Here is a 17,707-nt window from a genome sequence, read left to right on the forward strand (position 1 = left end):
GCCCCCCGCTCACAGGCCGGCCTCGGCCAGGCCGCCGGTCAGGGCCGGCGCGATCCGTCCGGCCCAGTGCCGCTGCGCCTTCGCGTCCGGCAGCAGGTCGTTGCGGATCTCGACCAGCACGTTCGGCCGCCCCGGGGCGAGGCCGTGCCGGTCGATCGAATCGCCCGGCAGGTCGCCGGTATAGGGCTGGTTGTCCCCGACCGTCAGGTCGCTCTCGCGCGACAGCCGGCGCAGCACCGCCGAGGTGAGCCGGGTGTCGCGGGGCGAGGACAGGATGCCGACCTGCCAGGGCCGGGGCGGGCGCCCGCGCAGCTGCGGGGTGAAGGTGTGGATCGAACACAGGACGGTATCGCTCCGGCGCGCCGCCAGCGCCTCGACCGCCCGGTGGTAGGGGCGGTGCAGGCGGTCGAGGCGCCGCTCCCGCTCGTCCGCGCCGGCGGCGCGGTTGGCGGGGATGACCGACCCGTCATAGAGCCGCATCAGCAGCGTCGGATCGTCCTCGCCCCGGTTGGGGTCGATCACGAGGCGCGAGAAGTCGCTCGACACGACGGTGGCGCCGAGCGCGTCGCCGAGCGCCAGCGCGAAGCCCAGCGCCCCGGGATCGAAGGCGATGTGACGCGCCATGTCGGCCGCCTGCAGGCCGAGATCGCCGCCGTTCACCCAGTCCGGCACGCGGTTCGTCGCGTGATCGACCATGACCAGCCAGCGCGAGGTCCGGTCCGAGCCGTGGATGTGGAAGGCGGTGTCCGACAAGGGCCCCTCACCGTGTGTTAACCAGAACCGGGGCATAGGTCAGTTGTGAGCCGAAGGGAATTGCGCCATACCGCCCCGCGACGGGTGTTAGCGGTAGCCCCCCTGGTTTCGGGCCGCCCGCGCCGACAGACACCATGAGACAGGGAAGTTCGACATGCGACGCCACCGCAACGTCAAGATCGTGGCCACGCTCGGCCCGGCCTCCTCCACCTACGAGGTGATCCGCGCCCTCGCCGAGGCGGGGGCCGACGTGTTCCGCCTGAACATGAGCCACGGCACCCATGACGAGCAGCGGGCCCGGCACGAGATCATCCGCAAGGTCGAGGCCGATCTCGGCGCGCCGATCGGGATCCTCGCCGACCTGCAGGGGCCGAAGCTGCGCGTCGGCGTCTTCGCCAACGACGAGGGCGAGGAGCTGGAGACCGGGCAGGCCTTCCGGCTCGACCTCGACGACGCGCCGGGCGATTCGACGCGCGTGCAGCTTCCCCACAAGGAGATCTTCGACGCGCTGGAGCCCGGCGCCTCGCTGCTGGTCAACGACGGCAAGATCCGCCTGAAGGTCCGCGAGTGCGGCCGCGACTTCGCCGAATGCGAGGTGACGGTCGGCGGCACGATCTCGAACCGCAAGGGCGTGAACGTGCCGGACGTGGTGCTGCCGCTGCACGCCCTGTCGGACAAGGACCGCAAGGACCTGGAATTCGCCTGCGAGCTGGGCGTCGACTGGCTGGCCCTGTCCTTCGTCCAGCGCCCTGCCGACATGATCGAGGCGCGCGAACTGGCCAGGGGACGGGCCGCCGTCCTCGCCAAGATCGAGAAGCCGGCCGCGGTGAAGGCGTTCGACGACATCCTCGCCGTCAGCGACGGGATCATGGTCGCGCGCGGCGATCTGGGGGTCGAGCTGCCCGTGCAGAACGTCCCGCCGATCCAGAAGCAGCTCGTGCGCAAGTGCCGCACCGCCGCCAAGCCGGTGATCGTGGCCACCCAGATGCTCGAGAGCATGATCGAGAGCCCGATGCCCACCCGGGCCGAGGTCAGCGACGTCGCCGCCGCCATCTACGAGGGGACCGACGCCGTCATGCTCTCGGCCGAGAGCGCGGCCGGATCCTTCCCGATCGAGGCGGTCCGCACGATGGACAACGTCGCCGCCGAGGTGGAATCCGACCCGACCTACCGCGAGATCATCGAGAGCTCGCGCAAGATCACCCGCCGCTCGGTCGCGGACGGCATCGTCTCGGCCGCGCGCGAGATCGCCGAGGCGACGGACATCAAGGCGATCGCCTGCTTCAGCCAGTCGGGCACGACCGCCTCGCTGGTGGCGCGCGAACGCCCCCGTGTGCCGATCCTCGCGCTCACGTCGGAGCAGGACACGGCGCGCCGGCTCTGCCTCACCTGGGGCTGTGCCTGCGTCATCGTCGAGCCGGTCGACCGGTTCAAGATGGCGGTGGTCGCCGCCGTGCGCGCGGCGCGGGCCGAGAACCTCGCCGGGCCGCAGGACACGATCGTCGTCACCGCCGGCGTGCCGTTCAACACGCCGGGCAGCACAAACATCCTGCGTGTCGCCCCTTGCGAGGAACGTTTGATCTTCAGCGCCGACGCGGAATAGGGTGACGCAGGGGGAGGCGGCGTCACGACCGCCCCCCATGGGCAGGCGCATCGGACGGGCGGGCGGTCATGGACGCGGATCTCTATCTCACCATCGGGCTCATCCTGCTCGTCTTCTCGCTGCCCGCCATCGCCTCGGCCCTGACGGACGGGCGGCCGCCGCGCCTCGCCTCGCTGGTCCTGCTGATCGGCGGCACCCTCCTCGTCGTCGCGCTGACGACCAAGCCGGGCGGCTACACGTTCGGCGAGATCCCCGACGTGCTCTTCCGCGTGATCGGTCGCTATACCGGCTGACGCCCCGCGGGGCTTGCCAGCGGGCCGCCCTCCCTCTATAGGGCGCCCTTCGACCGCGCGGCCGGCCGGTGAGGCATGCCGAGTCGCGCGAAACGGCACTCTCGAACAGGAGACCCGAAATGCCCAAGATGAAGACCAAGTCGAGCTGCAAGAAGCGGTTCTCGATGACGGCCTCCGGCCGGATCAAGGCCGGCCAGGCCGGCAAGCGCCACGGCATGATCAAGCGGACGAACAAGTTCATCCGCGACGCCCGCGGCACCACGACGCTGGCCAAGGCGGACGAGCAGATCGTCAAGCCGATGATGCCCTACGCGCGCTGAAGGAGGACTGATCCATGCGAGTCAAAGGTGGAACCGTCACCCATCGTCGCCACAAGAAGGTGCTCGACGCCGCGAAGGGCTATTACGACCGTCGCAGCCGCACCTACAAGGTCGCCCGCCAGGCGGTCGACAAGGCCAACCAGTACGCCACGCGCGACCGCAAGGTCCGCAAGCGGAACTTCCGCGCGCTCTGGATCCAGCGGATCAACGCCGCCGTCCGCGCCTATGACGAGAGCCTGACCTATTCCCGCTTCATCAACGGCCTGTCGCTGGCCGGGATCGAGGTGGACCGCAAGGTTCTGGCCGATCTCGCCGTGAACGAGCCCGAGGCGTTCAACGCGATCGCCGCCAAGGCCAAGGACGCGCTTCCGGCCTGAGCCGGGGCGTCGCCGAGACGAGGACAGGGCCGCACCCCGCCGGGTGCGGCCCTTTTCCGTTCCGGCATCCGGGCCGCCCGGCCGCCCGCTTCCGGGGCAGGGCCGGGCGGCCACCGCGGTTCCCGCGGGGGGGACGGCCCCGGCCTATCGGGCCGAGCGCGGCATGGCGGGGCAGCCCCGGTGCGGCGCCGGCTGGCCGATATGGTGGGGGTTCACGATGAGATGCCAGGTCGGCAGGTAGCCGGGCGCCTGGGCGCGGCTGTACGAGCAGCCGTCCGGCGTGGTGAACCACTGGCCGGAATAGAGGCTGTCGGGGGCCTGGTGGGACTGTGCCGCGGCGCCCTGCGGCAGGGCCGCGATCTGAACGGCGACGAGGGCGGCGGCGGCGAGGCGGGACATCATGGTCGGGTCTCCTGCTGGCTGTGAGGACATCGTGAGGACGGGGCCGGTCTCGCCCCCGCCCGCAGCGCCTGGATGGCCCGCGCGGGGCGCGTCCGGGGCGGTTCGCGCGAGGTCGAGGTTAACGGCCCCCCGGGGCCGCGCGCCTTGCCCTTGGACCGCCCGCGCGCTATCCGGCGCTCCGTCTTGCCGAGGAGCCCGCCGCGATGGACGATCTGAAGCCGAAATGGATGGAGCGGATCGCCGCGGCCGAGACCGAGGCCGCGCTGGAGGAGATCCGCGTCGCCGCGCTGGGCAAGAAGGGCGAGGTCAGCCTGCAGATGCGCGAGCTGGGGAAGATGACCCCCGAGCAGCGGCAGGAGGCCGGCCCCGCCCTCAACGCGCTCAAGTCCGAGCTGACCGACGCCATCGCCGCCCGCAAGGAGACCCTCGCCGCCGCCGCCCTCGACGCGCGGCTCGCGCGCGAGACGATCGACGTCACGCTCCCCGCCCGGGCCCGCCGACAGGGCAGCATCCACCCCGTCACCCAGGTGACCGAGGAGATCACCGCGATCTTCGCCGCGCTCGGCTTCGCCGTCGCCGAGGGCCCCCAGATCGAGAGCGACTGGTACAATTTCGACGCGCTGAACATCCCCGGCCACCACCCCGCGCGGGCCGAGATGGACACGTTCTACATGGCCCGGGCGGAGGGCGACAACCGCCCGCCCGCCGTGCTGCGCACCCATACCTCGCCGGTCCAGATCCGCAGCATGGAGGCGCAGGGCGCCCCGATCCGCATCATCTGCCCGGGCCGCGTCTACCGCGCCGATTTCGACCAGACCCACACGCCGATGTTCCACCAGGTCGAGGGGCTCGCCATCGACCGCGACATCTCGATGGCGAACCTCAAATGGGTGCTGGAGGAGTTCTTCACCCGCTTCTTCGGCACGGAGGTGAAGACCCGGTTCCGCGCCTCGCACTTCCCCTTCACCGAACCCTCGGCCGAGGTCGACATCCAGTGCGAATGGGTCGACGGCCAGGTCCGCGTGGGGCAGGGCGACGACTGGCTGGAGGTGCTGGGCTCCGGCATGGTCCACCCCAAGGTGCTGCGCGCCGCCGGGATCGACCCGGACGAATGGCAGGGCTTCGCCTTCGGCATCGGGATCGACCGCCTCGCCATGCTGAAATACGGCATCCCCGACCTGCGCGCCTTCTTCGACAGCGACCTGCGCTGGCTGCGGCATTATGGGTTCTCGTCGCTCGACATGCCGCGGCTGCAGGCGGGGTAGGCCGAACGACCAGGAGGGCGAGATGCAACTCTTCCGCCACGAGAACCGCCAGCGATCGGAACGGACGAAACGCTACTACGCCCGGTCCGAACTGCTCTACACCATCGTCGATTTCGGCGCGGCGCTGAGCTTCGTGGTCGGCTCGATCCTGTTCTTCTGGGAGGCGACGACGATCGAGGCGACGTGGCTCTTCCTGATCGGCTCGATCCTCTTCGCGGCGAAACCGACGATCCGGACGGTGCGGGAAATCAAACTCTGGCGCATGGGCGACATGGACGATCTCGCCGAACGCGACGAAAGCTGAGGACGCGACAATGAAATTCACCCTGTCCTGGCTCAAGGACCATCTCGACACGCAGGCGAGCGTCGCCGAGATCGCGGACGCGCTCACCGATCTCGGCCTCGAGGTCGAGGGGATCGAGAATCCGGCCGAGCGGCTGAAGGACTTCGTCATCGGCAAGGTCACGCATGCCGAGAAGCATCCCGACGCCGACAAGCTGAAGGTCTGCAAGGTCGACCTGCCCGGCGGCGAGACGCAGATCATCTGCGGCGCCCCCAATGCGCGGGCCGGGATCACCGTCGTCGTGGCCCGCCCCGGCACCTACGTGCCCGGCATCGACACGACGATCGGCGTGGGCAGGATCCGGGGGATCGAGAGCCACGGCATGATGTGCTCCGAGCGGGAGATGGAGCTTTCGGACGAGCACGAGGGCATCATCGAGCTGCCCTCCGGCGAGGTCGGGCAGAGCTATCCCGACTGGCTGGCCGCGCATGACCCGGCCAAGGTCGATCCCGTGATCGAGATCGCGATCACGCCGAACCGGGGCGACGCGCTGGGCGTGCGGGGCATCGCGCGGGATCTGGCGGCGCGGGGCCTCGGCACGTTGCGGCCGCGGCCGCAGGCGGCGTTCGAGGCGACCTTCCCCTGCCCGATCGGGGTGGAGATCGCGCCCGAGGCGCTGGACGTGGCCCCCCATTTCGTCGGCCGGGTGATCCGGGGCGTGAAGAACGGGCCGTCGCCGCAATGGCTGCAGGACCGGCTGCGGGCCATCGGGCTGCGCCCGATCTCCTTCCTCGTCGACGTGACGAACTTCTTCACCTACGACCGCAACCGCCCGCTCCACGTCTTCGACGCGGCCAAGGTCCGGGGCGGGCTGCGCGTCCACCTGGCGCAGGGTGGCGAGACGATCGAGGCGCTGGACGAGCGGACCTACACGCTCCAGCCCGGCATGGTCGTGATCTCGGACGAGACCGGCCCCGAGAGCCTGGCCGGGATCATGGGCGGCGAGGCGACCGGCGTGACCGGGGAGACGGTGGACGTCTTCGTCGAGAGCGCGTTCTGGGACCCGGTGCGCGTGGCCCATACCGGCCGGGCGCTGAAGATCAACTCGGATGCCCGCTACCGGTTCGAGCGGGGCGTCGACCCCGCCTTCACCGCCGAGGGCTGCGATCTCGCCTGCGCGATGATCCTCGACCATGCCGGCGGCGAGGTCAGCGAAATAGTCGTGGCCGGGGCCGCGCCGGACATGTCCCGCGCCTACCGCCTCGACCCCGCGCGGGTCGTGTCGCTGGTGGGGATGGAGATCCCGGCCGAGACCCAGCGCGCGACGCTGGAGGCGCTGGGCTTCGTCATGGACGGCGACATGGCGCGGGTGCCGTCCTGGCGGTCCGACGTGCAGGGCGAGGCGGACCTGGTCGAGGAGGTGGCGCGGATCGCGTCGCTGACCAAGCTGAAGGGCCGGCCGCTGCCCGTGCCGGCGGGCCTGCCCGCCCCGGTCCTGACGCCGATGCAGCTGCGCGCCGGGACCGCCCGCCGGTCGGCCGCCGCGCTCGGCTACAACGAATGCGTCACCTATTCCTTCATCGACCGGGCGGGCGCGGCCCTGTTCGGCGGCGGGGACGACGCGACGCGGCTGGAGAACCCGATCTCCAGCGACATGAGCCACATGCGCCCCTCGCTCCTGCCGGGGCTGCTGCGCGCGGCCGCCCGCAACCAGGCGCGCGGCATGACCGACTTCGCGCTGTTCGAGCTGGGCGACGCCTTTGCCGGCGGCGAGCCGGGCGAGCAGGGCAGCCAGCTGGCCGGGATCCTCGTCGGGCGGACCGGCCCGAAGGACGTGCACGGCGAGTCCCGCCCGGTTGACACGTTCGACGCCAAGGCCGATGCCGAGGCGCTGCTGGCCGCGATGGGCGCGCCGGCCAAGGCGCAGATCCTGCGCGGAGGCGAGGGCTGGTGGCATCCCGGCCGGCACGGGCGCGTCTGCCTGGGGCCGAAGAAGGTGCTCGCCACCTTCGGCGAGCTTCACCCCGCCGTGCTGGGCGCGATGGACGTGAAGGGGCCGGTCGTCGCCTGGGTGATCGACCCGGCCGCGATCCCGCTGCCGCGCAGCACCGGCGCGACCCGCGCGCGGCTCGCCGCCTCGGACCTGCAGCCGGTCGAACGCGACTTCGCCTTCGTTCTGGACCGCGACGTGGCCGCCGCGGACGTGGCGAACGCCGCCGCGGGCGCCGACAAGGCGCTGATCGACGAGGTCCGCGTCTTCGACCAGTTCGAGGGCGGCGCGCTGGGCGAGGGGCGCAAGTCGCTGGCGATCACGGTCCGGCTGCAGCCGCGGGGCGCCACCCTGACCGAGGCCGAGATCGAGGCGGTCGGGCGCAAGGTGGTCGAGAAGGTCGAAAAGGCCACAGGCGGCACGCTGCGGGGCTGATTTCGCGGGTTCCACCTTCCCCGTGGGGAAGGTGACGGGGCATTAGGGTGTCCGGGCGCGTTGGGCGCCCGGAAACTCCGGAACTGTGACCATGCTCAAGGAATTCCGCGATTTCATCGCGAAGGGCAACGTGATGGACCTCGCAGTCGGGATCATCATCGGCGCCGCCTTCACCGCCATCGTGCAGAGCGTCGTGAACGACCTCATCAACCCGGTGATCGGCCTCATCATCGGCGGCATCGACTTCACCTCGATGTATGTCGTGATGTCGGGCGACGTGCCCCCGGGCACCAGCCTCGAGGCCGCGCGCGAGAGCGGGGCCGCGATCTTCGCCTACGGCGCGTTCCTGACCGCCTGCATCAACTTCCTGATCATCGCCTTCGTCGTCTTCATGCTGGTGCGCTACGTGAACCGGGTGAAGGCGATGGCCGAGAAGCCGGACGAGGTCGAGCCCGAGGTGAAGACCGGCCCGTCCGAGCTCGACGTGCTGATCGACATCCGCGACCAGCTGAAGGGCCGTCCCGCACCCTGAGGGGGCGGGATCCGGGGATCTGTCTTCCCCGCGAAGGGGGAAGGGGGCGGACCGGGCCGGGACGGGGTTGGGGCCCGGCGCGCGCCCCGGCCCCCCTCAGCCGATCGCCTCGGCCGGGGTGATCGCCTCGATCCCCAGCGCCTGCCCGACGGCTTCGTTGGTCAGCCGCCCGGCATGGACGTTCAGCCCCGCGGCCAGGTGCGGGTCGGCGGCGCAGGCCTGCGCCCAGCCCCGGTCCGCGAGCGCCAGCATGTAGGGCATCGTCGCGTTGCCGAGCGCGATGGTCGAGGTGCGGGCGACCGCGCCGGGCATGTTGGCCACGCAGTAATGCAGGATCCCGTCCACCTCGTAGACCGGATCGTCATGCGTCGTCGGGCGCGAGGTCTCGAAGCAGCCGCCCTGGTCGATGGCGACGTCGACCAGCGCCGCGCCGGGCTTGAGGTCCGCCAGCATCCCGCGCGAGACCAGCTTCGGCGCGGCGGCGCCCGGGATCAGCACCGCACCGACGATCATGTCCGCCCGCGCGGCCAGTTCGGCGATGTTGCCCGTGCTGGCGTAGCGGGTGCGGAACACGCCGCCGAAGACCTCGTCCAGATGGCGCAGGCGGGGCAGCGACCGGTCGACCACCGTCACCTCGGCCCCCATCCCGGCGGCGACGCGCGCGGCATGGGTGCCGACGACCCCGCCGCCGATCACCAGGACCTCGGCCGGGCCGACGCCGGGCACGCCGCCCATCAGCACGCCGCGTCCGCCATTCGCCTTCTGCAGGGTCCAGGCGCCCATCTGCGGGGCGAGCTTTCCCGCCACCTCCGACATCGGGGCGAGCAGCGGCAGGCCGCCCGCGCGGTCGGTCACCGTCTCGTAGGCGATGCAGGTCGCCCCGGAGGCGAGCAGGTCGCGGGTCTGGTCCGGGTCGGGCGCGAGATGCAGATAGGTGAACAGGACCTGCCCCTCGCGCAGCAGGGCGCGCTCGGGCGCCTGCGGCTCCTTCACCTTCACGATCATGTCGGCGGCGGCGAAGACCTCTTCGGCCGTGTCCGCCAGCCGGGCTCCGGCGGCGAGATAGTCGGCATCGGGAAAGCCGGCGCCGATCCCGGCGCCCGCCTGCACGATCACCTCGTGGCCATGGGCCACCGCCTCGCGGGCGGCGTGCGGCGTCAGGCCGACGCGGTATTCCTGGGGCTTGATCTCGGTCGGGCAGCCGATGCGCATGATGTCCTCCTCGTCGGTCGCGGTCGGTGACAGCGTGGCGGAGGGCGCTTGCAATTGCTTCGGAAAGAGTGTCGCCTGATAGCGGTATCATCGAAGGATCCCGCACCAAATGGCCGCCCGTTCGAAGAATCCGTCATCGGCCGCGCTGGACGCGACGGACGAGCGCATCCTCCGGGCGCTCCAGCGGGACGGGCGGCTGTCGAACGCGGACCTGTCCGAGCGGATCGCGCTCTCGCCCTCGGCCTGCCACCGGCGGGTGCAGCGGCTCGAGCGCGAGGGCTACATCACCGGCTATGTCGCGCTCTGCGATCCGCGGGCGCTCGGGCGTCCGGCGACGGTCTTCGTCGAGATCACGCTGGCGGGGCAGGCGGACGAGCTGCTGGACGCCTTCGAGGCGGCCGTGGCGCGCGTGCCGGAGGTGCTGGAATGCCACCTGATGGCCGGCAGCGCCGATTACCTGCTCAAGGTCGTCTGCCGCGACACCGAGGATTTCGCCGACCTGCACCGGCGCCACCTTGCCGGCCTGCCCGGTGTGGCGCAGATGCAATCGTCCTTCGCGCTGCGGCGGGTCGTGCAGACGACGGCGCTGCCGGTGTGAGGCGGGATGGGGCCCGCCCCCTGCCGCGGGGGGCAGGGCGGGGTGGAGACCCGGGGCTCCGCCCCGGACCCCGGAGTATTTGAGGCAAGATAAGAGCGGGAGGTGCGCCGCCAGGGGGGCGGACATGACAAACCCCCGAAGCCGCGAGGCCCGGGGGTCGTCTCGAACGTGGTGTCCGGAAGCGGAAGAGTCCTCAGAGGAGACCTTCGCGCTGCAGTTTCTTGCGAGCGAGCTTGCGCTGACGGCGGATCGCCTCGGCCTTCTCGCGCGCCTTCTTCTCGGAGGGCTTCTCGAAATGCTGCCGAAGCTTCATCTCGCGAAAGACGCCCTCACGCTGCAGCTTCTTCTTCAGGGCGCGGAGCGCCTGATCGACGTTGTTGTCGCGAACGCTGACCTGCATGTGGTTTTCACCACCTTTCTAAGCTGGAGTTGGATCAAGTGCAGGAGCGGCCGATATAGGGGCGGCGGGGGCGCTTGTCCAGCCGGGGGAGGGGTGGCCCCCTCTGGCACCGCGGGTGCGGCGGCCTATCCTCACCGGCAGCAGACCCGGAGGCCCAGATGATGACCGATTCCGCCGATCCCGCTGCCGATCCCGCGCCGGAGACGGGGCGCGACCCCGATTCCGCGCTGCGGGCGCGCCTCGTCGCCGCGGCGACCCCGCATGTCGCCTTCGACGGATGGTCCGACGCGCTGCTGCCGATCGTCGCGGCGCAGGAGGACGTGAGGCTGTCCGAGGTGCGGCGCCTGTTCCCGCGCGGCGCGGTCGACATCGCCGCCGCATCGCACCGGATGGGCGATGCCGAGATGACCCGGCGCATCGCCGAGGCCGACATGACCGGGATGCGGTTCCGCGACCGCGTGGCCCGGGCGCTGGAGATCCGGCTCGAGGCGATCGAGGACAAGGAGGCGGCGCGCCGGGCCACCGCGCTCTTCGCGCTGCCGCATCTGGCGCCGGAGGGCGCGCGGCTGATCTGGGGCACCGCAGACGCGGTCTGGACCGCGCTGGGCGACACCTCGCGCGACGCCAACTGGTATTCCAAGCGGGCGACGCTCTCGGCCGTCTGGGCCTCGGTCGTGCTGTTCTGGCTGGGCGACGACAGCTGGGAGGGGCAAGCGACCCGTGACTTCATCTCGCGCCGGATCGACGACGTGATGCGGATCGAACAGGTGAAGGGAAAAGTGCGCAGCATCCCCGTGATCGGCGGTCTCGCCGGGATGGCGGAGCGGGCGATGTCGGGGTTGCGCGCGCCGGGACGGGGCATGAGGCCCGAGGACCTGCCGGGTCGGTGGAGCGCGCGATGACGCAGCTGATGCGCTGCGTCGAGATCGCCCGGCCCGGCGGGCCCGAGGTGCTGGTTCCCGCCAGCCGCGAGGTCCCGGTACCGGAGGCGGGCGAGGTGCGGATCGCCGTCGCCTTCGCCGGGGTGAACCGGCCCGATGCGCTGCAGCGGGCGGGGGCCTACGACCCGCCGCCGGGCGCGTCGGACCTGCCGGGGCTGGAATGCGCCGGGCGGATCGACGCGGTCGGGCCCGGCGTCACGGATCTGGCGGTGGGCGACGCGGTCTGCGCGCTGCTGCCCGGTGGGGGCTACGCGCAATACGCCGTCATGCCCGCCGCGCATTGCCTGCCGGTGCCGCAGGGCATGGGGATGAAGGACGCCGCCTGCCTGCCGGAGACCTTCTTCACCGTCTGGTCCAACGTCTTCCAGCGGGGCGGGCTGGCGGCGGGCGAGGTGCTGCTCGTCCATGGCGGGTCGTCCGGCATCGGCACGACCGCGATCCAGCTGGCCCGGGCGATGGGGGCCCGCGTCTTCGCCACCGCCGGCACGGCCGAGAAATGCGCCGCCTGCGAGCGGCTCGGCGCCGAGCGGGCGATCAACTACCGCGAGGAGGATTTCGTCGCCGTGCTGAAGGCGGCCGGCGGCGCGGACGTGATCCTGGACATGGTCGGGGGCGACTACATCCCCCGCAATCTCGAGGCGCTGGCGATGGAGGGGCGGCTGGTGCAGATCGCCTTCCTCGGCGGGCCGAAGGCCAGCGTCGACTTCGCCCCGATGATGATGAAGCGGCAGACGATCACCGGATCCACCCTGCGGCCGCAATCGGTCCTCGCCAAGGCCCGCATCGCCGAAAGCCTGCGCAGCCATGTCTGGCCGCTGCTGGAGGCGGGGAGTGTCGCGCCGGTGATCCATCGCACCTTCCCGATGGAGGAGGCCGCCGGCGCCCATGCCCTGATGGAAGAGGGCAGCCATATCGGGAAGATCGTCCTCGACATGGGCGCGGGTCCCGCGGCCTGACGCGCGCGTAAACGTCGCGTCCGGCCCCAAGATGCGTCGATTTTGCCCTGTCTCGGCCCCGGGGGGCGCGATAACAGGGTCCGCGAAACGACATCTGAGGGAGTTCCGCCCATGAAGGTCCTCGTCCCCGTCAAGCGGGTGATCGACTACAACGTGAAGGTCCGCGTCAAATCGGACGGGTCCGGCGTCGATCTCGCCAACGTCAAGATGAGCATGAACCCCTTCGACGAGATCGCCGTCGAGGAGGCGATCCGCCTGAAGGAGGCCGGCACCGCCAGCGAGGTCGTCGCCGTGTCCATCGGCGTGAAGCAGGCGCAGGAGACGCTGCGCACGGCGCTGGCGATGGGTGCGGACCGCGCCATCCTCGTCGTCGCGGCGGAGGACGTGCACCAGGATATCGAGCCGCTCGCCGTGGCCAAGATCCTGGCGAAGATCGCCGAGGAGGAGCAGCCGGGCCTCGTGCTCTGCGGCAAGCAGGCGATCGACAACGACATGAACGCGACGGGCCAGATGCTCTCGGCCCTGCTCGGCTGGGCCCAGGCGACCTTCGCCAGCAAGGTCGAGATCGCGGAAGGCAACGCGAAGGTCACGCGCGAGGTCGATGGCGGCCTGCAGACGATTCAAGTGAAGATGCCGGCCATCGTCAGCGTCGACCTGCGCCTGAACGAGCCGCGCTACGCGAGCCTGCCGAACATCATGAAGGCCAAGAAGAAGCCGCTCGAGGAGAAGAGCGCCGCCGATTACGGCGTGGACGTCACGCCCCGTCTCGAGGTCGTGAAGACGACCGAGCCCGAGGCGCGCCAGGCCGGGATCGTGGTCAAGAGCGTCGACGAGCTGGTCGAGACGCTCAAGGAAAAGGGGATCGTCTGATGGCCGTTCTGCTGCTTGCCGAAATCACCGATGGCGCGCTGAGCCTGGACGCCACCGCCAAGGCCGTGGCCGCCGTCGCCCCGCTGGGCGAGGTCACCGTGCTGGCCGCCGGCGCCCGGGCCGCCGATGCCGCCGCCGAAGCCGCCAGGATCGAGGGCGTCGCGAAGGTGCTGCTCGCCGAGGATGCGATCTACGGCCACCGTCTGGCCGAACCGGTCGCGGCGCTGATGGCCGCGCTGGCCGCCGATTACGATCACGTCGTCGCCCCCGCCACGACCGACGCCAAGAACGTGATGCCGCGCGTCGCCGCGCTGCTGGACGTGATGGTGCTGTCGGACGTGTCGGGCATCGTCGATGCCGACACGTTCGAGCGGCCGATCTATGCGGGCAACGCGATCCAGACCGTGAAGTCGAAGGATGCGAAGAAGGTCGCGACGATCCGCACCACCTCCTTCGACGCGGCCGGCACGGGCGGCAACGCCCCGGTCGAGACGATCCCGGCCGGCGAGGATCCGGGCCTGTCCTCATGGGTCGAGGATCATGTCGCCGCCTCCGACCGGCCGGAACTCACCTCGGCGGGCCGTGTCGTGTCCGGCGGGCGCGGGATCGGCTCGAAGGAGGATTTCGCGATGATCGAGAAGCTGGCCGACAAGCTGGGCGCCGCCGTCGGCGCGTCGCGCGCGGCGGTGGATTCGGGCTACGCGCCGAATGACTGGCAGGTCGGCCAGACCGGCAAGGTCGTGGCGCCCGAGCTCTACGTCGCCGTCGGCATCTCGGGCGCGATCCAGCACCTTGCGGGCATGAAGGACAGCAAGGTCATCGTCGCGATCAACAAGGACGAGGACGCGCCGATCTTCCAGGTGGCGGATTACGGGCTGGTCGCGGACCTCTTCACCGCGGTGCCCGAGCTGACCGAGAAGCTGTAGGCCCCTTCCTGTCCGGCCTGCGCCTCGAGCAGCGGGCCGGACAGGCCGGCCAGAGCGGCGCCGATCCGGTCGTGCCGGCGGTCCTCGCTGTCGCCCGGGCCGGGGGCGGGGCGGATCCAGAGGGCCGCGAGGTCGCCGCGCAGGGCGCTCAGCATCTCGGCAGTGACGAAGAGCGGGTCGGGGCCCAGCGTCCCGCCCTCTTCCGGGCCCCGCGGGGGGGCGGCGGGGGCGAGCCAGGCCAGCACCGCGCGGCCGCCGGCTGCGGCGATCAGCTGCCGCATCCGGCCGATCCAGGCCTGCTGCAGCTCGGCCCGGACGATCGAGAAGCGGCGGCGCGAGAGACCCGCCAGCGTGCCCAGCATGTGCCGGGTAAAGCAGAAATCCGCGAAGTCCACTTCGGGAAACAGCGCCTCCAGCGGGGGGCGCGCCCCGATGAACCGGTCGTTGCGCCGGGGATGCACGGCGTAGAGCCGGTTCGTCATGTTCTGGGCGCCCACCGCCTCGATCACCGTCAGCTCGGCCCCCCGCACCAGGTCGAGCAGGCCGGGATCGTTCAGGAAGGCGTCGGGCGAGGCATTGGCGAGGCCGAGATTGAGGCAGGGGCGGGCGAGGGCCCGCTCCAGCACTTCGGGCCAGGGGCGGCGGACCTCGCCCCCGATCGTGTCGCCGCCGCCCAGGCAGGCGATGTAGCCGCCGGTCAGCGGCCGCGGCGGCCCCCGGAACCGGAGCCGTGATGCGCCATACGTACAGGTCGGCCACCCGTCATCGGGCAGCCGGACACGGGCCAAGGCCATGATCCGTCCCATCCACTTTCGTCTCACCCGCGACCATCTTCCGCCGCGAATCTTGAGATTCGATGAATCGGTGGCCTGCGGTCTTGAGAGGGGCCCGGCGGGGCCCTAGGCTCGGCCCCTGGACGGAAACAGGCCGGGGGCCGGGACATGGATATCCGCAAGGTGGGCGTGATCGGCGCCGGACAGATGGGCAACGGGATCGCCCATGTCCTCGCCGTGGCGGGCTACGAGGTCGCGCTGACCGATGTCAGCGCCGACGCGCTGGAAGCCGCGCGCGCCACGATCGGCCGGAATCTCGACCGGCAGGTGAGCAAGGGCGCGCTGACGGAGGACGACCGGGAGGCGGCGCTCGGCCGGATCTCGTCGACGCTGGATCTGGCCGATCTCGGCGGGTCGGACCTGGTGATCGAGGCCGCGACCGAGCGCGAGGACGTCAAGCACGCGATCTTCGCCGAGCTGACGCCGCATCTGGGGCCGGAGACGATCCTGACCTCGAACACGTCGTCGATCTCGATCACCCGGTTGGCGGCGCGGACGGACCGGCCCGAGAAGTTCATGGGTTTCCACTTCATGAATCCGGTGCCGGTGATGCAGCTGGTCGAGTTGATCCGCGGCATCGCCACCGACGAGGCGACCTTCACCGCCTGTTCGGGCGTGGTGGAGCGGCTGGGCAAGACGGCCTCCACCTCCGAGGATTTCCCGGCCTTCATCGTGAACCGGATCCTGATCCCGATGATCAACGAGGCGATCTACACGCTCTACGAGGGGGTCGGCTCGGTCGCGTCCATCGACACCTCGATGAAGCTGGGGGCGAACCACCCGATGGGGCCGCTGGAGCTGGCGGATTTCATCGGGCTGGATACCTGCCTGTCGATCATGAACGTGCTGCATGACGGGCTGGCGGACACCAAGTACCGCCCCTGTCCGCTGCTGGTGAAATACGTCGAGGCCGGCTGGCTGGGCCGCAAGAGCCAGCGCGGCTTCTACGATTACCGGGGCGAGACGCCGGTCCCGACCCGTTAGGCGTGGAAGGTCCGGGCGAGACGCCGGTTCCGACCCGGTAGGCGTGGAGGACCCGGGCAGGATGCCGGTGCAGACCCGGAAGGCTTGGAAGCCGGGGCAGGACGCCGGTGCAGACCCGGCGACCGGGCCCGAGTCGCCCGAGACACGCCCGGTCCGCGATCCCGCCCGTCATGCGGGGGGGGGCGTTCGTCGGTCCGTGCGCGAGCAGCGTGCCGACGCCGGCGCCCCAACCGGTTGGCCGCATGGCCCGGCCGGTGCGCTGCGGCGGAACCGGCGCACCGGCCGGGCGGGGTCCGTGCCCCGCCCTCAGGCCACGCGGCGGGGCGACTCGGCCGGGGGCGTCTGGGCGAAGGTGTCGAAGGGCTTGTCGATGTCGTCGGCCGCGGCGAGGACATCGCTGCAATGGCCGGCCACGTCGGTGGCGATCAGCGCGTTGTGCTGGGTCGTCCTGTCGATCGTGGACAATGCCCCTTCGACCTCGCGCAGGGCGATGGCCTGTTCGGCGGTGGAGGTGACCATGCCGCCGATCTTCTCGGCGATGGTCCCGGCACTGTCCCGCAGCTTGGCCAGCGAGCCGCGCGTCTCGCCGACGAGGTTGGTGCCGGTATCGACCGAGGCGCCGCTGCGGTCGAGCTGGGCGCGGATCGAATCGGTCAGTTCCGCCGTGCGCTTGGCCAGCATCCGCACCTCGGAGGCGACGACGGCAAAGCCCTTGCCCGCATCCCCGGCCCGCGCCGCCTCGACGCTGGCATTGAGCGCGAGCAGGTTCGTCTGGAGGCTGATCTCCTCGATGCTGGAGACGACCTGCGCAATCTCGCCGAAGGCGGTGCGGATGGTGCCCATCGCCGCCTCCGCCGCCTCGGCATGGGTCAGGCCGGCATCGGCCTCCGCCCGGTTGCTCTCGGACACGGTGACCGCCTCGCGCGAGACGGCCTCGTTCGCGGTGACGGTGGAGGAGAGCTGGCTGACGGCGGCCGTGGACTGCTCCACCGCCGCGGCCTGGTCCTGGGCACGCGTCGACAGGTCGCTGGCCATGCGGTTCAGCTCCGCCGCCATGGTGCGGATCCGCACGGCATTGTCAGAGACACCCCCGAACACCCCCTGCAGCCGTTCCGCCAGCTCGTCGAAGGAGGCTCGCGTCCCCTCGAACATCTGCGGGAAGGGGACGTCGCCGGACGTGTCCACCCGGGTCGCGAGAGCGCCGCTGCCGAGCCCGCCGATCGCGGTGGCGAGGCAGGCCAGCGCGTGATCCCGCTCGGCCGACTGGATGCGGTAATAGGCGGCCGTGACCGCCTCGATATCCATGAAGAGGGCGCGGATCGCGGCCTGGACCAGCCGGTCGCTGTCGCCGCCGCGCCAGCGGGAGGCGCCGGACTGGATCGCGGCGACCAGCCGCTCCCCCGCGAGCATGTAGAGCGCCATGTAATCGCGGAAGAAGAGGTCGATCCGGTAATGGACGATGCCCACCCGCTCGGCGGAGGCGAAGTAGCGCTCACCGAAGCCGTCGGTGAAGAGCAGACGCCAATGCTCCATCTGCTTGCCGGCGGCGCTGGCCATGTGCGCCTCGGACGAGAAGAACCGCGCGAGTTCCGGCCGGCTGCGGATCCGGGCGTAGAACGCCTCGAGCAGGGGGGGCATCAGCGGTTCGACCCGCGCCCAGGCCCGGCCCAGCCGGGACAGGAAATCCTCGTCGACCTGGAAGCGGGCGCGGTAATCGGCAATGTTCATGGCGGA

20 protein-coding genes are annotated in these 17,707 nt (G+C 71.1%); 14 read left to right on the top strand and 6 right to left on the bottom strand.

The genetic code is table 11. From position 1 onward, the window contains the following. Positions 1–9: 9 nt before the first annotated feature. A complete protein-coding gene (locus tag BUE30_RS09415; RefSeq protein ID WP_073329221.1) occupies positions 10–789 on the bottom strand; it encodes an N-formylglutamate amidohydrolase in 780 nt (259 codons plus the stop codon). A 118-nt stretch (positions 790–907) separates the two neighbouring features. On the opposite strand from BUE30_RS09415, the gene pyk reads away from it, so the two are divergent. From pyk to rplT, 4 genes are all read left to right on the top strand, one after another. Beyond that, on the top strand, positions 908–2,356 hold the full coding sequence (pyk, locus tag BUE30_RS09420) for a pyruvate kinase (protein WP_073329226.1): 1,449 nt from the start codon (positions 908–910) through the stop codon (positions 2,354–2,356). Between the two features lie 68 nt (positions 2,357–2,424). After that, positions 2,425–2,649, top strand: coding sequence for a hypothetical protein (locus tag BUE30_RS09425; RefSeq protein WP_073329231.1), 225 nt, complete (start codon positions 2,425–2,427; stop codon positions 2,647–2,649). A gap of 119 nt (positions 2,650–2,768) precedes the next feature. Further along, positions 2,769–2,969, top strand: coding sequence for a 50S ribosomal protein L35 (gene rpmI, locus BUE30_RS09430; RefSeq protein WP_073329234.1), 201 nt, complete (start codon positions 2,769–2,771; stop codon positions 2,967–2,969). A 14-nt stretch (positions 2,970–2,983) separates the two neighbouring features. Then, the gene (gene rplT / locus BUE30_RS09435; RefSeq protein WP_073329237.1) at positions 2,984–3,346 is read left to right on the top strand and encodes a 50S ribosomal protein L20; all 363 of its coding nucleotides are present in this window, start codon (positions 2,984–2,986) and stop codon (positions 3,344–3,346) included. 144 nt (positions 3,347–3,490) lie between these two features. On the opposite strand, the gene BUE30_RS09440 is transcribed toward rplT, so the two are convergent. Then, complete coding sequence (locus tag BUE30_RS09440; protein ID WP_073329239.1) at positions 3,491–3,748, bottom strand: hypothetical protein; 258 nt, start codon at positions 3,746–3,748, stop codon at positions 3,491–3,493. A 203-nt stretch (positions 3,749–3,951) separates the two neighbouring features. Here BUE30_RS09440 and pheS point away from each other — a divergent pair, with 203 nt between their 5' ends. From pheS to mscL, 4 genes are all read left to right on the top strand, one after another. Next, entirely contained in the window at positions 3,952–5,013 is a 1,062-nt protein-coding gene (gene pheS, locus BUE30_RS09445; protein WP_073329242.1) for a phenylalanine--tRNA ligase subunit alpha, read from the top strand. Positions 5,014–5,035: 22 nt separating this feature from the next. Beyond that, the gene (locus BUE30_RS09450) at positions 5,036–5,317 is read left to right on the top strand and encodes a YrhK family protein (protein ID WP_073329244.1); all 282 of its coding nucleotides are present in this window, start codon (positions 5,036–5,038) and stop codon (positions 5,315–5,317) included. Between the two features lie 10 nt (positions 5,318–5,327). Then, positions 5,328–7,721, top strand: coding sequence for a phenylalanine--tRNA ligase subunit beta (gene pheT, locus BUE30_RS09455; protein WP_073329246.1), 2,394 nt, complete (start codon positions 5,328–5,330; stop codon positions 7,719–7,721). 91 nt (positions 7,722–7,812) lie between these two features. After that, complete coding sequence (gene mscL, locus BUE30_RS09460; RefSeq protein ID WP_073329248.1) at positions 7,813–8,253, top strand: large conductance mechanosensitive channel protein MscL; 441 nt, start codon at positions 7,813–7,815, stop codon at positions 8,251–8,253. A gap of 96 nt (positions 8,254–8,349) precedes the next feature. Here the strand turns inward: mscL and ald are convergent, their stop codons facing one another. Continuing rightward, positions 8,350–9,465 (bottom strand): alanine dehydrogenase, encoded by a 1,116-nt coding sequence (gene ald / locus BUE30_RS09465; RefSeq protein ID WP_073329251.1) that lies wholly within the window; start codon positions 9,463–9,465, stop codon positions 8,350–8,352. Between the two features lie 109 nt (positions 9,466–9,574). On the opposite strand from ald, the gene BUE30_RS09470 reads away from it, so the two are divergent. Next, positions 9,575–10,063, top strand: coding sequence for an Lrp/AsnC family transcriptional regulator (locus tag BUE30_RS09470; RefSeq protein WP_073329254.1), 489 nt, complete (start codon positions 9,575–9,577; stop codon positions 10,061–10,063). Positions 10,064–10,256: 193 nt separating this feature from the next. Here BUE30_RS09470 and rpsU read toward each other — a convergent pair whose 3' ends face one another. Further along, on the bottom strand, positions 10,257–10,463 hold the full coding sequence (rpsU, locus tag BUE30_RS09475) for a 30S ribosomal protein S21 (protein ID WP_073329257.1): 207 nt from the start codon (positions 10,461–10,463) through the stop codon (positions 10,257–10,259). Between the two features lie 158 nt (positions 10,464–10,621). On the opposite strand from rpsU, the gene BUE30_RS09480 reads away from it, so the two are divergent. From BUE30_RS09480 to BUE30_RS09495, 4 genes are all read left to right on the top strand, one after another. After that, the gene (locus BUE30_RS09480; RefSeq protein WP_244526322.1) at positions 10,622–11,365 is read left to right on the top strand and encodes a COQ9 family protein; all 744 of its coding nucleotides are present in this window, start codon (positions 10,622–10,624) and stop codon (positions 11,363–11,365) included. After that, complete coding sequence (locus tag BUE30_RS09485) at positions 11,362–12,360, top strand: NAD(P)H-quinone oxidoreductase (protein ID WP_073330259.1); 999 nt, start codon at positions 11,362–11,364, stop codon at positions 12,358–12,360. The genes BUE30_RS09480 and BUE30_RS09485 overlap by 4 nt, the downstream gene beginning before the upstream one ends. A 111-nt stretch (positions 12,361–12,471) precedes the next feature. Then, a complete protein-coding gene (locus BUE30_RS09490) occupies positions 12,472–13,230 on the top strand; it encodes an electron transfer flavoprotein subunit beta/FixA family protein (RefSeq protein ID WP_073329260.1) in 759 nt (252 codons plus the stop codon). Then, entirely contained in the window at positions 13,230–14,156 is a 927-nt protein-coding gene (locus tag BUE30_RS09495; RefSeq protein ID WP_073329263.1) for an electron transfer flavoprotein subunit alpha/FixB family protein, read from the top strand. Before BUE30_RS09490 ends, BUE30_RS09495 begins: the two co-directional genes overlap by 1 nt. On the opposite strand, the gene BUE30_RS09500 is transcribed toward BUE30_RS09495, so the two are convergent. Continuing rightward, complete coding sequence (locus BUE30_RS09500; RefSeq protein ID WP_073330268.1) at positions 14,099–14,950, bottom strand: DUF6473 family protein; 852 nt, start codon at positions 14,948–14,950, stop codon at positions 14,099–14,101. The two genes, BUE30_RS09495 and BUE30_RS09500, sit on opposite strands and share 58 nt — an antisense overlap. A gap of 147 nt (positions 14,951–15,097) precedes the next feature. Here BUE30_RS09500 and BUE30_RS09505 point away from each other — a divergent pair, with 147 nt between their 5' ends. Beyond that, on the top strand, positions 15,098–15,973 hold the full coding sequence (locus BUE30_RS09505; RefSeq protein WP_073329266.1) for a 3-hydroxybutyryl-CoA dehydrogenase: 876 nt from the start codon (positions 15,098–15,100) through the stop codon (positions 15,971–15,973). A 306-nt stretch (positions 15,974–16,279) separates the two neighbouring features. Here BUE30_RS09505 and BUE30_RS09510 read toward each other — a convergent pair whose 3' ends face one another. Continuing rightward, complete coding sequence (locus tag BUE30_RS09510) at positions 16,280–17,701, bottom strand: methyl-accepting chemotaxis protein (RefSeq protein ID WP_073329268.1); 1,422 nt, start codon at positions 17,699–17,701, stop codon at positions 16,280–16,282. Positions 17,702–17,707: the final 6 nt, after the last annotated feature.

This window comes from Wenxinia saemankumensis (genome assembly GCF_900141735.1).
GTDB classification, from domain to species: Bacteria; Pseudomonadota; Alphaproteobacteria; order Rhodobacterales; family Rhodobacteraceae; genus Wenxinia; species Wenxinia saemankumensis.